Origin of the sequence: Actinokineospora auranticolor, from assembly GCF_002934265.1 — a bacterium.
Taxonomy (GTDB): domain Bacteria; phylum Actinomycetota; class Actinomycetes; order Mycobacteriales; family Pseudonocardiaceae; genus Actinokineospora; species Actinokineospora auranticolor.
The window spans coordinates 693,917-710,354 of sequence record NZ_PTIX01000001.1; the positions used below are offsets into that span (position 1 = coordinate 693,917).

The following is a 16,438-nucleotide window of genomic DNA, read 5'->3' on the forward strand; positions in this document are numbered from 1 at the left end:
GGAAAGGTGAGCCCCAGGTGTTCTCCCAGTCGACAGGGCCCGAGCCGATCGCGGTGGTCGGGGTGGCGTGCAGGCTCCCCGGCGCGCCGGACCCGACCGCGTTCTGGCGGCTGCTCGCCGACGGCGGCTCCGGCGTCGGCGCCGTCCCCGCGCACCGCGTCGACCCGGACGCGCTGGCCCGGCAGGTGGAACTCAGCCCGGGCGCGCGGTTCGGCGGCTACCTGGAGCACATCGACCGGTTCGACCCCGAGTTCTTCGGCCTGTCCCCGCGCGAGGCCGCCGCGACCGACCCGCAGCAGCGGCTCGTCCTCGAACTCGCCTGGGAAGCCTTGGAGGACGCGGGAATCCGGCCGCGGGACCTGCGCGACGGCCCGACCGGCGTGTTCGTCGGTTCCATCGCCGACGAGTACGCCGCGCTCGCCAAGCGGGGCCACATCACCCGCCACACCCTGGCGGGCACGACCCGGGGCGTCATCGCCAACCGCGTCTCCTACGCGCTCGGCCTGCGCGGCCCCAGCATCGTGGTCGACACCGCCCAGTCGTCGTCTCTGGTCGCGGTGCACCTGGCCGTGGAGAGCCTGCGGCGCGGCGAGTCCGAGGTCGCCATCGCCGGTGGCGTCAACCTGATCGTCGACCCGGCGGGCACCGCGGTCGTCGCCGAGTTCGGCGGCCTGTCCCCGGACGGCCGCTGCCACACCTTCGACACCCGGGCCAACGGCTACGTCCGCGGCGAAGGCGCCGCGCTCGTCGTCCTCAAGCCCCTGGCCAACGCGCTGGCCGACGGCGACGACGTGTACGCGGTGATCCTCGGCGGCGCGGTCAACAACGACGGCGCGGGCCAGGCCACCGGCCTCACCGTGCCGGACGCCGACGCGCAGGCCGACGTCATCCGCGCGGCCCGCGCCGCCGCCGGGGTCACCGCCGACGAGGTCCAGTACGTCGAGCTGCACGGCACCGGCACCCCGGTCGGCGACCCGGTCGAGGCCCGGGGCCTGGCCCTGGCCGGACCGGCGGACGTCGCCGTCGGCTCGGTGAAGACCAACGTCGGCCACCTCGAAGGCGCCGCGGGCGTGACCGGCCTGGTCAAGACCGTGCTCAGCCTGCGCCACCGGCACATCCCGGCCACCCTCAACCACGTCGAGGCCGCCGTCACCGGCGTTGACGTCCGCACCGAAGGCGGCGACTGGCCGCGCCCGGACGAGCGGCTGGTCGCCGGTGTCAGCTCGTTCGGCATGGGCGGCACCAACTGCCACCTCGTCCTCGCCGAGGCCCCCGCGCAGACCCACCCGGCCGCGACCACTGCGGGCCCGCTGCTGCTCAGCGCCCGCACCCCGGCCGCCTTGCGTGCCCTGGCGACCGCCGTGGCCGCGGTCGAGACCGACCACGCCGCCGTCGCGCGCGCCCTGGCCACGACCCGGACCGCGTTCGCCGTGCGGGCCGCGGTGACCGGGGACGTCCGCGCTGGGCTCGCGGCCGTCGCGGCGGGGGAGACCGGCGTGATCGGCGATCCCACACCGGAGGCGGAGCGGTTCGTCGCGGGCGACGACGTCGACTGGACCGCGGTGTTCGGCCCGCGCGGCGCCCGCGTCCCGCTCCCCACCTACCCGTTCCAGCGGCAGCGGTACTGGCTCGACACCGCCCCGACTGACGCAGCCGCCCGACCCGCCGACCTCGACGGGATCGTGGCCGCCGAACTCGCCGCCGTCCTCGGCCACCCCGACGCCGTCGACCGCACCGCGACCTGGTCCGACCTCGGCCTCGACTCCCTCGGCGTCACCGAGCTGCGCGACCGGCTCACCGCCGCGCTCGGCGTCGAGGTCACCACCGCCGACATCTACGGACACCCCACCGCCGCCGCCCTCACCGACCGGCTCCGCGGCCCACGCCCCAAGATCACCACCACTCGGCGCCACCGGGACGAGACCGACCCCGTGGTCATCGTCGGCATGGGCTGCCGCTACCCCGGCGGCGTCACCTCACCCGAGGACCTGTGGCGGCTCGTGCTCGAAGGCCGCGATGCCACCAGCGAGTTCCCCACCGACCGCGGCTGGGACCTCGACACCCTCTTCGCCGACGACCGCCCCGGCACCACCTACACCCGCCGCGGCGGCTTCCTGCACGACGTGGCCGACTTCGACGCCGAGTTCTTCGGACTCTCCCCGCGCGAGGCCCTGGCCACCGACCCGCAACAGCGCCTCCTGCTCCAGGTCACCTGGGAAGCCCTCGAGCGCGCGGGCATCGACCCGTTGTCCCTCAAGGGAACCGAGACCGGCGTCTACATCGGAGCCACCACCTCCGACTACACCCCCCGCCTGCACGAGGGCGACGGCAGCCTCGACGGATACCTGCTCACCGGCGGCACCCCCAGCGTGGCTTCCGGCCGCATCGCCTATGTCCTGGGCCTTTCCGGCCCCGCGCTGACCGTCGACACCGCCTGCTCCTCCTCCCTGGTCGCCCTCGACCTCGCCGTCCGGTCCGTCCGGTCGGGGGAGTGCTCGCTCGCGGTCGCGGGTGGCGCGACCGTGCTCGCGTCACCCGGCATGTTCGTCGAGTTCGCCCGCCAGCGCGGCCTGTCCCCGGACGGCCGCTGCCGCGCGTTCGGCGACGGCGCGGACGGCACCGGCTGGGCCGAAGGCGTCGGTGTGGTCGTCGTCGAACGCCTCTCCACTGCCCGCGCGGCCGGTCGCCCGGTCCTCGCGGTCGTCGCCGGGACCGGCGTGAACTCCGACGGCGCGTCCAACGGCCTGACCGCGCCCTCCGGCTCCGCGCAGGAACGGGTGATCGCCCGGGCGCTCGGCGACGCCGGTCTCGGACCGTCCGATGTGGACCTGGTGGAGGCGCACGGCACCGGCACCCGGCTCGGCGACCCGATCGAGGCCCAGGCGCTGATCGCGGTCTACGGCGGTGAGCGCGACCGGCCGCTGCTGCTGGGGTCGCTCAAGTCGAACATCGGCCACAGCCAGGCCGCCGCCGGGGTCGGCGGCGTGATCAAGGTCGTGCAGGCGCTGCGGCACGGCACCGTGCCCCGCACCCTGCACGCCGACGCGCCCACCCCGCACGTCACCTGGGCCGACGCGGGTGTGCGGGTCGCGTCGCGGCAGACGCCGTGGCCCCGGGTGGACCGGCCGCGTCGCGCCGGTGTCTCGTCGTTCGGCATCTCCGGCACCAACGCGCACGTCATCATCGAACAGGCCCCGACCGTCGACGAGGCAGGCGTCGACGTCCCGGTGCTGCTGACCGCACCCGACCAGGAAAGCCTGGTCCGGCAGGCGAAAGCGCTCCTAGACAACCTGCGGGACGCGCCTGCCGGGGAGATCGGCGCGGTCCTGGCCACCCGCGCCCGGCACCAGCTCGGCATCGCCGTGCACGGCGAGTCGATCGCGGACGCGCTCCGCTCGTTCGTCGACGGCGAGCCGCACGACGACGTGGTCCGGGGCGCCCGCCGACCCGGCAAGACCGTGTTCGTCTTCCCCGGCCAGGGCTCGCAGTGGGTGGGGATGGCGCGGGCGCTGCTCGACGAGTCCCCGGTGTTCCGCGCGGAGATCGAGGCCTGCGCCGCCGCGTTCGCCCCGCACACCGACTGGTCCCTCCTCGACGTCCTCGCCGGTGACGGCGCCGAGCTGGCGCGGGTCGACGTCGTGCAGCCCGCGCTGTTCGCCGTGATGGTGTCCCTCGCCGCCCTCTGGCGCGCCCACGGCGTCGAACCCGACGCGGTGATCGGCCACTCGCAGGGCGAGATCGCCGCCGCGTACGTCGCGGGCGCGCTGTCGCTCACCGACGCCGCCAAGGTGGTCACGCTGCGATCACAGGCGATCATCCGCATCACCGGCGACGCGGGCATGACGTCCGTCGCGCTGAGCGCGGACGACCTCGCCGAAGTACTCCCCACCTGGGGCGGAGCCCTCGAGATCGCGGCCAGGAACGCGCCGCGCTCGACCGTCGTCGCGGGTGCGGCCACCGCTCTGGACGAGCTGGCCGCGTGGTGCGACGAGCGCGGCGTGCGGGCCCGGCGCGTCCCCGTCGACTACGCCTCCCACACCCGCGCCGTCGAACCGCTGGAGCCGCACCTGGCCGCTGCGCTCACCGGCATCACCCCGCGCGCCACCGGCCCGGCGTTCTACTCGGCGGTCACCGCCACGAGGCTCACCGGCACCGAACTCGACGCGGGCTACTGGTACACCAACCTGCGGAGCCAGGTCCGCTTCGCCGACGCGGTGACCGCCGCCCTCGCCGACGGCCACGACCGGTTCATCGAGGTCAGCGCCCACCCCGTGCTCGTCGGCGGGATCGAGGCCGTGCTGGACGGCGCGGGCGGCGTGCTCGGCAGCCTGCGCCGCGACCGGGGCGACACCGCCGAGTTCCGCCGCGCCCTCGCCGCCGCCGACCTCGTCGGCGCGCCCGTGCGCTGGCCCCGGCCCGGCCGGTGGGTCGACGTGCCGACCTACGCGTTCGAGCCGCGCCGCTTCTGGCTCGCCCCGACCGCCCGCTCGACCGACCGCGACGGGCACCCCGTGCTGGGCGCGCTCGTCCCGCTCGCCGACGGCGGCGCGGTGGCGAGCGGCGTACTCGACCCCGCGATCCACACCTGGGTCGCCGACCACAGCGTCCTCGGGACCGTCCTGGTCCCCGGCACCGCCCTCGTCGACCTCATCGCGCACGCCGTCCCGGAAGGGCTCGGCTCGCTCACCCTCGAAGCGCCGCTGCCGCTGGCGGCGGTGACCCGCGTACAGGTCCGAGTGTCGACTCCGGACGAAGTGGGCAAGCGCTCGGTGTCGCTGCACTCGCGGACGGGCGACGGCGACTGGACCCGGCACGCGCACGCCGTCGCCGGACCGGTCGACCTCCCCGCCGGGCACGTGGACCCCGTCGGCGACCCGATCGACGTATCGTCCGTCTACACGCGACTCTACGAACTCGGCTACGACTACGGCCCCCGCTTCCAAGGCCTGACCGCGGCTTGGCGTGAAGGGGACACCGTGGTCGCCGAGGTCGCCGCCGCGACCAGCCCCGACGGCTACGGCCTGCACCCCTCCGTGCTCGACGCCGCGCTGCACCCCGTGGTCGCGGGCCTGACCCCGATCACCCCCGGCGCGGCGGGCCGCCCGCTGCTCCCGTTCGCCGCCGAGGGCGTCCGCCTGCCCGCGCGCGCCGAGGGCCTGCGCGTCCGCATCGAACCCCTGGGCGAGTCCCGCGTCCGCCTGGTGCTGGCCGACGGCGACGGCGTGATCACCGGCGGCATCGACTCCCTGTCGTTCCGCCCCCTCACCCCGACCCGCCCGCCGGTCCACCGCGTCGACTGGCGACCCGCGACCTTCGGCACCGCCGACGCCACCGTCCTCCCAGGCGCAGGCGACACCACCTTCGTGACCGGTACCGGCCAGGCCACCGACACGTTCGTGCTGCCGATCGCCTCCGGAACCGGGCACACGCCATCGGAAGCCCTGGCACTGACCACCTTCACGGTCGCCGAGCTACAGCGCGTCCTCGCCGAGCCAGACGGCCGCGTCATCGTGGTGCGCCGGTCCGACGACCTCGCGGCGGCGGCCGCCGACGGCCTGGTCCGCTCGGCCGCCGCCGAACACCCCGGCCGCGTCGCGCTCGTCGTCGTGGACGAACCGACTCCCGTGGAGGTCATCGCCGGTATCCGCGAACCCGAGGCGCGCGTCACGCCGGACGGCGTCCTCGTGCCCCGGCTCGTCACCGCCGAACTCGGCGACGCGGGGGAGTGGCCGTCCGGCACGGTACTGATCACCGGCGGCACGGGCGCCCTCGGCGCGCTGGTCGCCCGCCACCTCGCCGCCCCCGGCCGCCACCTCCTGCTCGCCAGCCGATCCGGCCGCGCCCCCGACCTCGCCGACGAACTGCGCGAGCACGGCGCGGAGGTCACCGTCGCGGCCGTCGACGTCGCCGACCGCGCCGCGCTCGCCGCTCTGCTCGACACCCTCCCCGACGACAAGCCGCTGCGCGCGATCGTGCACGCCGCAGGCGTCCTCGACGACGCCACCGTCCTCGCCCTGACCCCCGAACAACTCGCGACCGTCCTGCGCCCCAAGGTCGACGCGGCCTGGCACCTCCACGAACTCGCCCCCGACGTCGAGCGGTTCGTCCTGTTCTCCTCGGCCGTCGCCGCCGTCGGCGCGCCCGGCCAGGCCAACTACGCCGCCGCCAACTCCTTCCTCGACGCCCTCGCCACCCACCGCCGCGCCCAGGGCCAGGCCGCCACCTCCATCGGCTGGGGCCTGTGGTCCACCAGCGGTGTCATGACCGACCACCTCACCGCCGACGACCACACCCGCCTCGCCCGACGCGGCATCGGCCTCATCGCGCCGGACTTCGGCCTCGACGTCCTCGACAGCGCGACCCACCCGCACCTCATCGCGTCCACCCTCGACATCGCTGTGCTCCGCAAGGAAGCCGTCGCGGGCACCCTGTCGCCCCTGTTCGCCACCCTCGTCGGCACCCCGATCAAAGCGTCCGGCAGCGCCTGGACCCAACGCCTACGCGGTGCCGCCGACCCCACCCGAACCCTCGTCGCCCTCCTACGCGAACAGACCGCCGCCGTCCTGGGCCACCCCGACGCCACCCGCGTCGACACCGACCGCGCCTTCAAGGACCTCGGCTTCGACTCGCTCACCGCCGTCGAACTCCGCAACCGCCTCACCGCCCAGACCGGCCTGCGCCTCCCCGCCACCCTCGTCTTCGAACACCCCAGCGTCACCGCCCTCGCCGACCACCTCCTTCCCCAGCTGACCACAGTTGTCCACAGCCCCCATCCGAACGCCCCGAAACTGTCGTCCCCCACCACTACGCTGGAACTCGGGGGGCCGACGGCCGCCCAAGATCAAGACTTCAGTGATCCGGTCGTCATCGTCGGCATGGGCTGCCGCTTCCCCGGCGGCGTCACCTCACCCGAAGACCTCTGGCGCCTCGTCCTCGACGGCCGCGACGCCACCGGCGACTTCCCCACCGACCGGGGCTGGGACCTCGACACCCTCTACGCCGAAGACCCCGACCGCCCCGGCACCACCTACACCCGCCGCGGCGGCTTCCTCCACGACGCCGCCGACTTCGACGCCGAGTTCTTCGGCATGTCCCCCCGCGAAGCCCTCGCCACCGACCCGCAACAGCGCCTCCTGCTCCAGATCACCTGGGAAGCCCTCGAACGCGCGGGAATCGATCCCCTGTCCCTCAAGGGTTCCGACACCGGCGTCTTCATCGGCGCCATGTACGAGGACTACGCCTCCCGCCTCCGCGAGGTCCCCGCCGAGCTGGAAGGGCTGTTGCTCGCGGGCAACCAGTCCAGCGTCGCGTCCGGCCGCATCGCCTACGTCCTGGGCCTTTCCGGCCCCGCGCTGACCGTCGACACCGCCTGCTCGTCCTCGCTGGTCGCGCTCGACCTCGCCGTCCGCTCGGTCCGCTCCGGAGAGTCGACCCGGGCCATCGCGGGCGGTGTCGCGGTCATGGCCTCACCCGGCGTGTTCGTCGAGTTCGCGCGCCAACGCGGCCTGTCCGCCGACGGCCGCTGCCGCGCCTTCGCCGCCGACGCCGACGGCACCGGCTGGTCGGAAGGCGCGGGCGTCGTGGTCGTCGAACGGCTCTCCACCGCCCGCGCCGCCGGTCACCCCGTCCTCGCCGTCGTCCGCGGCTCTGCCGTCAACCAGGACGGCGCGTCCAACGGCCTCACCGCCCCCAACGGCGCCGCGCAGGAAGCCGTCATCCGCAAGGCCCTCGCCGCCGCCGCGCTGGCCCCCGGCGACGTCCAGGCCATCGAGGCGCACGGCACCGGTACCCGCCTCGGCGACCCCATCGAGGCCCGCGCCCTGATCACCGTCTACGGCGGCACCCGCGCCACCCCCGCGCTGCTCGGCTCGCTCAAGTCGAACATCGGCCACACCCAGGCCGCCGCGGGCATCGGCGGCGTCATCAAGATGGTCCAGTCCCTGCGCCACGGCGTCCTCCCGCGCACCCTGCACGCCGAGAACCCCACCCCGCACGTCGACTGGCGGGACGCCGGCGTCACCCTCGCCACCGCCACCACCCCGTGGCCCGCGACCGACCGTCGACGCGGCGCGGTCTCCGCCTTCGGCATCTCCGGCACCAACACCCACGTCGTCCTCGAACAGTCCCCGGACCAAGACCCCGAACCGACCCCGGACACCACCGACCTGCTGGTGCTCTCCGCCCGCACCGAACAGGCGTTGCGCGCGCAGGCGGCCCGGCTGGTCGACGCGCCGAACGCGGGCTACACCCTCGCCCGCCGCGCCAGGTTCGGCGTGCGCGCGGCGGTCCGCGGCGCGGAAGGGCTGCGGGCACTCGCCGAAGGACGCGAACTCCCCGGCAAGGCCGGGGACGGCAGGCTCGGCGTCCTGTTCTCCGGCCAGGGCAGCCAACGCGCGGGCATGGGCGCCCGGCTGCTCGGCGACGGGCTCGACGAGATCGCCGAACACCTCGACCCGCTCCTGGACGTCCCACTCCGCGACCTGGTCCTGGACGCGGAACTCCTCAAGGAGACCCGCTACGCCCAACCCGCCTTGTTCGCCGTTGAAATCGCCGGATACCGGGAGATCGAAAAGTTCGGGATCACCCCGGACGTCCTCATCGGACACTCGATCGGCGAGTTCGCCGCCGCGCACGTGGCCGGGGTGCTCAGCCTGCCCGACGCCGCGAAAATCGTAGTGGCGCGCGGCCGGTTGATGCAGTCGGCCCGACCGGGCGCGATGGCGGCGGTGGAGGCCACGGTCGAGGAGGCCGAGGCTTTCGAGCACGTCGAGATCGCGGCGGTCAACGGGCCGCGCGCGGTCGTGGTGTCCGGCGACGCCGACGCGGTCGACGCCGTGGTCGCCGACTGGAAGGCCGGGGGCCACCGCGCCACCCGCCTGCGCGTCGGTCACGCCTTCCACTCCGCGCACATGGACGACGTCCTCGACGAGTTCCGCGCTGTCCTCGCCACCGCCACCTTCCACGAGCCCCGCGTCCCGATCGCGTCCACGGCCCTGGGCCGGATCACCGACGAGGTCACCGACCCCGAGTACTGGGTCCGGCAGCTGCGCGGTCGGGTCCGGTTCGCCGAGGCGGTCGAGGCCGCGCACGCCGACGGCGTGACCACCTTCCTGGAGGTCGGACCCGACGGCGGCCTGGCCGCGGCGGCCCGGCAGACCGTCGACGTCGTCGCCGTGCCCCTGCTGCGGCCCGGAAAGGACGAGTTCGAGACCCGCGACACCGCCCTGGGCGCCCTGTTCACCGCCGGGGTGCCCGTCGACCTCACCCCGCTCTACCCGCGCGGCCACGTCGTCGACCTGCCCACCTACCCCTTCCAGACCCGCCGCTACTGGATCGACGCCACCCCCGGCCGCGGCGACGCGACCGGACTGGGCCTCACCCCCGCGCCGCACCCGCTGCTGGGCGCCGTGGTCGACCTGCCGGACGGCGGACTCGTCGCCACCGGCCTCCTCGCCGCGAACACCTTCGCCGACCACCGGATCGACGGCCGGACCGTGGTCCCCGCGGTCGCGCTCCTCGACGTCATCACCGCGCTGGTGGGCCCGAACGTGGACGACTTCGTCGTGCACCGGCCGGTCGAGGTCGAGCAGGACACCCGGCTCCGCGTCACGGTCACCCCGGGCGGCGACGTCACGATCGCCGCCGGACCGGACTGGGACACCCACGCCACCGCCGCCCGCGGCACCGCGACCGACACCCCGACCGCACCCCGGACAACGCCCGCCGACCCCACCGACCCCTACCGCGAGCTGGCCGGCAACGGGTACGAGTACGGGCCGACCTTCCGGGGCCTCCGGGCCATCGCCCGCGTCGGCGACACCGTCCAGGCCGAGGTGGAGGTGCCCGAATCCGCGCACAGCGCCATCGCGCTCCTCGACGCCGCCCTGCACGCGTTGGTCATCGAACGACCGAACCGCGTCCCGTTCGCCTTCGACGGCGTCTGGTACAAACCCGGCACCGCGCGCCGGGCGACCGCGTTCCTGACCGAGATCGACACCGACACCTACCGCGTCCTCGTCACCGCCGACGGCGAACCCGTGTTCCGCGTCGACCGGTTGCGCCTGCGAGGACACGCCACCGACGCCGACCTCTACACCGTGCGCTGGACCCCGACCGCGACAAGCGACTCCGTGCCGCACGTGGTCGTGGACGTCACCGACGTCGACCAGGTCCGCCGAGCCGTGCTCACCGACGGCCCCCGCATCGTCTTCCGCGCCAACGGCATCCACACCCCCGAAGTGGCCGCCGCGTGGGGCTTCATCCGCGCGGCACAGGCCGAACGCCCCGGCCGTTTCGCGCTGCTCGACACCGACGGTACCGCCCCGGACACCGCCGAGTTCCCGGAAGCGTCGATCCGCGCGGGCCGCGTCCACCGCCCGCGCCTGGTCCCCGCCGGGAACACCCCGGACACCCCCGACCTCACGGGCGGGACCGTCCTGATCACCGGCGGCACCGGCGCCCTCGGCACCCGGCTCGTGCGACACCTGCGGGAACGGCACGGCGTCGGTGAAGTCGTCGTCGTCAGCCGCGGCGGCCGTGCGGTCGAAGGCGCCCGATCCATCGCACTCGACATCACCGACGCCGACGCGGTCGCCGTGCTCCTGACCGAACTCGGCCCGCTCACCGCCGTCATCCACGCCGCCGCCATCGCCGAAGACGCCATCATCGAGCGCGTCGACCCGGAGGCGTTGCGCCGCACCTTCGACGTGAAGGTCCGCGCCGCCCAGACCCTGGACGAACTGACCCGCGAACACCCACCCGCCGCGTTCGTGCTCTTCGGCTCCGTCGCCGGCGTCCTCGGCACGGCGGGCCAGGCGGCCTACGCGGCAGCGAACTCCGCACTCGACGCCGTCGCGCGCGCCCGCGTCGAAGCGGGCCTACCGGCCACCGTCGTCCACTGGGGACTTTGGGACCTCGCCGACGGACTGGCGGGCGGCCTCGCCGCCCGCGACCGCGAACGCCTTGCCGCAGCGGGCATCCGACCGCTCACCGAGACCGACGGCCTCGCCCTTTTCGACCGGGTACTCGGCGTCCAGGGCAGTGTCACCGCGGCCCGACTCGACCTCGGCGCCGTCGCCCGACACCGCGCCTTCCCGGTGACCGCGACCGCCTCCGGAGACCTCGACGACGTCGTCCGCACCGCCATCGCCGCGGTCCTCGGCCACGACTCCGCCGCCGACATCGACCGCGACCGCCCCTTCACCGAACTCGGCTTCGACTCCCTGATGGCCGTCGACCTCCGCAACCGCCTCACCGACCGCCTCGGCACCCGACTGCCCACCACCATCGTCTTCGACCACCCCACCGCCGCCGCCCTCACCGACCACCTCCGCACCCAGCTGTCCGCAGTTATCCACAGCCCCCACCCGAACGCCCCGAAACTGTCGTCTCCCGCGACTAAACCGGAACTTGGGGGGCCGACGGCCGCCCGAGATCAAGACTCCAGTGATCCGGTCGTCATCGTCGGCATGGCCTGCCGCTTCCCCGGCGGCGTCCGCACCCCCGACGACCTGTGGACCCTCCTCCGCGACGGCACCGACGCGATCACCGAGTTCCCCACCGACCGCGGCTGGGACCCCGCCCTGTTCGACCCGGACCCGGACCACCCCGGCACCTCCACCGTCCGCCACGGCGGTTTCCTGCACGACGCCGCCGACTTCGACCCCACCTTCTTCGGCATCAGCCCCCGCGAGGCCCTCGCCGTCGACCCGCAGCAACGCCTGCTGCTGCACACCGCCTGGGAGGCCGTCGAGGACGCGGGCATCGACCCCACGACCCTGCGCGGCAGCCAGAGCGGCGTGTTCGTCGGCGTCATGTACTCCGACTACGGCGCCCGCCTGCACCAGCGCCCCGGCGCCAGCGGCGACCTGGAGGGTTGGCTGGTCAGCGGCAGCGCGGGCAGCGTCGCCTCCGGCCGCGTCGCCTACACCCTCGGACTGGAGGGCCCGGCGGTCACCGTCGACACCGCCTGCTCGTCGTCGCTCGTCGCCCTGCACCAAGCCGCGCAGGCGCTGCGCGCGGGGGAGTGCGACCTCGCGCTCGCCGGTGGCGCCACGGTGATGGCGAGCCCGGCCACCTTCATCGAGTTCTCCCGCCAGCGCGGCCTGGCGCCGGACGGCCGGTGCAAGCCGTTCTCCGCCGACGCCGACGGCACCGCGTGGGCCGAGGGCGCCGGGATCCTCGTCCTGGAACGGCTCTCCGACGCGCGCCGCCACGGCCACCGCGTGCTCGCCGTGGTCCGGGGCTCCGCGGTCAACTCCGACGGCGCCTCCAACGGCTTGACCGCGCCGAACGGCCCGTCGCAGGAGCGCGTCATCCGGCGCGCCCTGGGCGTGGCCGGGCTGCGGCCCGCCGACATCGACGTGCTGGAGGCCCACGGCACCGGCACCCGGCTCGGCGACCCGATCGAGGCCGGGGCGGTGCTGGCCACCTACGGCGCCGACCGCGCCGGGCGCGCGCCGCTGCGGATGGGCTCGGTGAAGTCCAACCTCGGCCACACCCAGGCCGCGGCGGGCGTCGCCGGGGTGATCAAGCTCGTGCAGGCCATGCGGCACCGCGAACTGCCCGCGACCCTGCACCTGCGCGAACCGAGCCCGCACGTGGACTGGTCGGCGGGAACGGTCGTCGTGCCCGCCGAGACCACCCCGTGGGACACCGACGGACCGCGCCGCGCGGCCGTGTCGTCCTTCGGCATCGGCGGCACCAACGCGCACGTGATCCTCGAAGAAGGACCCGACCCCGCCACGCCGGACCGGCCGGACGACGGCACCACCCGCGTCTGGGCGCTGAGCGCGAAGACACCCGAGGGCCTGCGCTCCCAGGCCGCGCGCCTGGCCGAGCACGTGCGGACCACCGACCCCGACCTGACCGACCTGGCGTTCTCGCTCGTCACCACGCGCACGCGTTTCCCGGTGCGCGGGGCCGTTGTGGGCGCCTCCCGCGAGGACCTCCTACGCGGTCTCGATCACCTCGCGGCCGGGACCACCGGCGACGGCGTGGTCACCGGGTCGCCCGCCAAGGGCGCGGTCGCGCTGCTGTTCACCGGGCAGGGCAGCCAGCGGACCGGCATGGGAACCGCGCTGCGCAGCCGGTTCCCCGTCTACGCCGACGCGTTCGACGCGGTCGCCGACGAGTTCGGCAGGCACGGCATCGACGTCCGAGCCGCCATCGCGGGCACCGAACTCGACCAGACCCGCAACACGCAGGCCGCGCTGTTCACCGTCGAGGTCGCCTTGGCCCGGCTGCTGGAGTCGTGGGGGCTCGTCGCGGCGGGCGCCGCCGGGCACTCGATCGGCGAACTGGCCGCCGCGCACGCCGTCGGCGCCCTGTCGCTGGCCGATGCGGTGGCGGTCGTCGCCGCTCGGGGCACGCTCATGCAGGCGCTGCCGACCGGCGGGGCCATGGTGTCCGTCCGCGCCGCGGTCGACGAGATCCCCGACGGGGTCGACATCGCCGCCGTGAACGGGCCGAACTCGGTGGTGCTGTCCGGGCCGGAGGACGTCGTCACCGCCGTCGCGGCCGGGTTCGCGCGCACCAAGCGGCTCACCGTCAGCCACGCGTTCCACTCGGCGCTGATGGACCCGATGCTGCCCGGCTTCCGCGACGCCATCGGCACCCTCGACGCGCGCGAACCCGCGTACCCGCTGCTGTCCACCGTCACGGCCGCCCCCGCCGACGCGCGGCGGCTCGGCTCGGCGGACCACTGGGTCGACCAGGTGCGGGGAACCGTGCGCTTCGCCGACACCGTGGCCGCGCTCGGCGCCGGGGTGTTCGTCGAGGTGGGGCCGGACGCGGTGCTGACCACGCAGGTGGGGGAGACGCTGCCGGACGCGGTCGCCCTGCCCGCGCTGACCCGCCGCGCCGACGACCTGACGGCGGTGTGGACGCTGGTCGCGCGGGGTTTCGTCGCCGGGATCGGCTGGGACTGGCGGGCTCTGTACCCGGAAGCCGCACCCATTCCCTTGCCCACCTACGCCTTCGCCCGCGAGCGGTACTGGCTCGACGCGCCCGCACTGGCCCGGCCGGATGCCCCCGGTCACCCGTTGCTCACCGGTGCCGTGACGATCCCCGACACCGATCAGACCGTCTACACAGGACTTGTCTCGCTCGCCGCTCAGCCGTGGCTTGCCGACCACGCGGTGTTGGGGACCACGCTGGTGCCCGCTGTCGCGCTGGTCGAGTTGGTGGGGTGGCTCGGTGCGCGGCACGGCAAACCCGTTGTGGAGGAACTCGTCCTGCACGCGCCGCTCATCGTCACCGAGACCGTCGACCTTCGGGTCACTGTGGATGGCGACTCGCTACGCGTGCACAGCAGGGTCGGCGACGAACCCTGGTCGCTCAACGCCGAAGCCACCGTGGCCGACTCGGGACCCGAGGACGTCTGGGATGGCCACCGTCCTGCCGCCGAGCCTGTTCCCGTGTCGTACCAGGCACTCGCGGCACTCGGGTACGACTACGGCCCGGCGTTCCGGAACCTGATCGCGCTATGGCGCGACGGCGACCACCGGTACGCCGACGTCGCCCCGGCCTCGGCGGTCGGCGCGCTGGACGCCGTGTTGCACGCGTGGATCGCCGACCGTGAACCGGGAGCCCCGGTCGAGATTCCCTATGCCTGGCGCGGAGTCCGTACGCACACCGTGCCGGAGGGGCCGCTACGGGCGCGGATCACGTCGACCGGCGCGGACTCGTTCGCCGTGAGCGTCATCGACCGAGCCGGGCGCCCGGTACTGACCGCCGACGAGGTCCGGCTCCGCCCCACGAGCGGACTCGGCGGAGTGCGCGTACCCGCGCCCTACGAGGTGGTGTGGGTACCGACCCCGCTGCCGTCGGGCAACGCCGAGGTCCGAGTCGTCGAGCCGGACACCTCCGACCCCCGTGCGGCCTTCCGCGAGGTCCGGGACCTGATCCTGACCGCGCCGGAGCACGTCGTCGTGGTCACCCGGGGCGCGGTGGCCGCCGTCGACGGCGACACCGTGGCCGACCCGAACGCCGCTGTGCTGTGGGGCCTGGTCCGCACGGCCCGCGCCGAGCGACCCGGCCGCGTCAGCGTCATCGACACCGACGACGACCCGTCCAGCATCGCCGCGTTGTCGGCGATCGCCGCCGGGCGGCCGGGTGAGGTGGCCCTGCGTCGCGGTGGGGTCTCGGTTCCGCGCCTGCACACCCCGACCCGGTCGGACACCCCGGTCGACTTCGGCGACGGGACCGTGCTGCTCAGCGGCGCGGGCGGTGCGCTCGGCGCCGCCGTGGCCCGGCACCTGGCCGACACCCACGGCGTGCGGAAGCTGCTGCTCGTGTCACGGCGGGGGCAGGCCGACCCGGCGCTCCGGGCACTCGGCGAGGAGTTGGGCGCGGAGGTCCGCGCGGCCGACCTGGCCGACACGGACGCCACCCGTGCGCTGCTTGACACCGTCCCCGACCTCACCGCCGTCATCCACGCGGCAGGTGTGCTCGCCGACGGCGTCCTCGAGAACCTGACGGACGACGACGTGGACCGTGTCTTCCGCGCCAAGGTGGACGCCGCCTGGACCCTGCACCACCTCACCGCCGACCGCCCGCTGCGCGTCTTCGCGCTGTTCTCGTCCATCGCGGGCGTCATCGGGAACGCGGGCCAGGCCAACTACGCCGCGGCCAACACCTTCCTCGACGCCCTCGCCGCCCACCGTCAAGCCTCGGGTCTCCCCGGCACCTCCCTGGCGTTCGGCCTCTGGGACACCGGCATGGGCGCCGAACTGGACGCGGCCCACCGAGCCCGGATCGCCGGACTCGGCCTCCGGGCCGCCACCATCGCCGAAGGGTTGGTCCACTTCGACGCGGCCCTGTCCTCCGGTCGGGCGACCACCGTCCCCGCGCTGATCTCCGCCCGCCCCGGCGGTCCGGAGATCTTCGCCGACCTGGTGCCGCGCCAGAAGACCACCACGGTGACCCTGGTCGAACGAGTGTCCACTGTGGATGTCGAAGCCGCGCGACGGATCGTCCGCACCACGGTGGCCGACCGGATCACGGAGGTGCTGGGCCTGGCCGTGGTCCCCGACGACACCGGCCTGTTCGACCTGGGGCTCGACTCGCTGACCGCCATCGAGCTGCGCACCAAACTCGGCCTCGACATCGGTGGCCAACTCCCGGCGACTCTCCTGTTCGACCACCCCACAGCCGCTGCCCTCACCACCCACCTCCTTGACCTGGTCACCGACACCAAACCCGACCTGTCCGCCCTGGACGCACTGGTAAGCACCGCCCACCGCGACGACAACACCCGCGCCGACATCATCGCGGCCCTCAAGGCGGCCTTGGCGGACCTGGGTGACACCCCGGACGCCTTCGGCGTGGACTCGGCCACCGACGACGAGCTGTTCGGGCTACTGGACAAAGAACTCAGCGAATGAGCGAGTGCAACGGACGGTGGCGGGGTTCTCCGACCACTGTGATTGGGGCATCT

General features: G+C 74.5%; 1 protein-coding gene. It reads left to right on the plus strand.

Annotated elements, in window-relative coordinates; translation table 11 throughout:
- Positions 1 to 17 precede the first annotated feature (17 nt).
- Positions 18 to 16,385, plus strand: coding sequence for a type I polyketide synthase (locus CLV40_RS02945; RefSeq protein WP_104476571.1), 16,368 nt, complete (start codon positions 18 to 20; stop codon positions 16,383 to 16,385).
- Positions 16,386 to 16,438 lie beyond the last annotated feature (53 nt).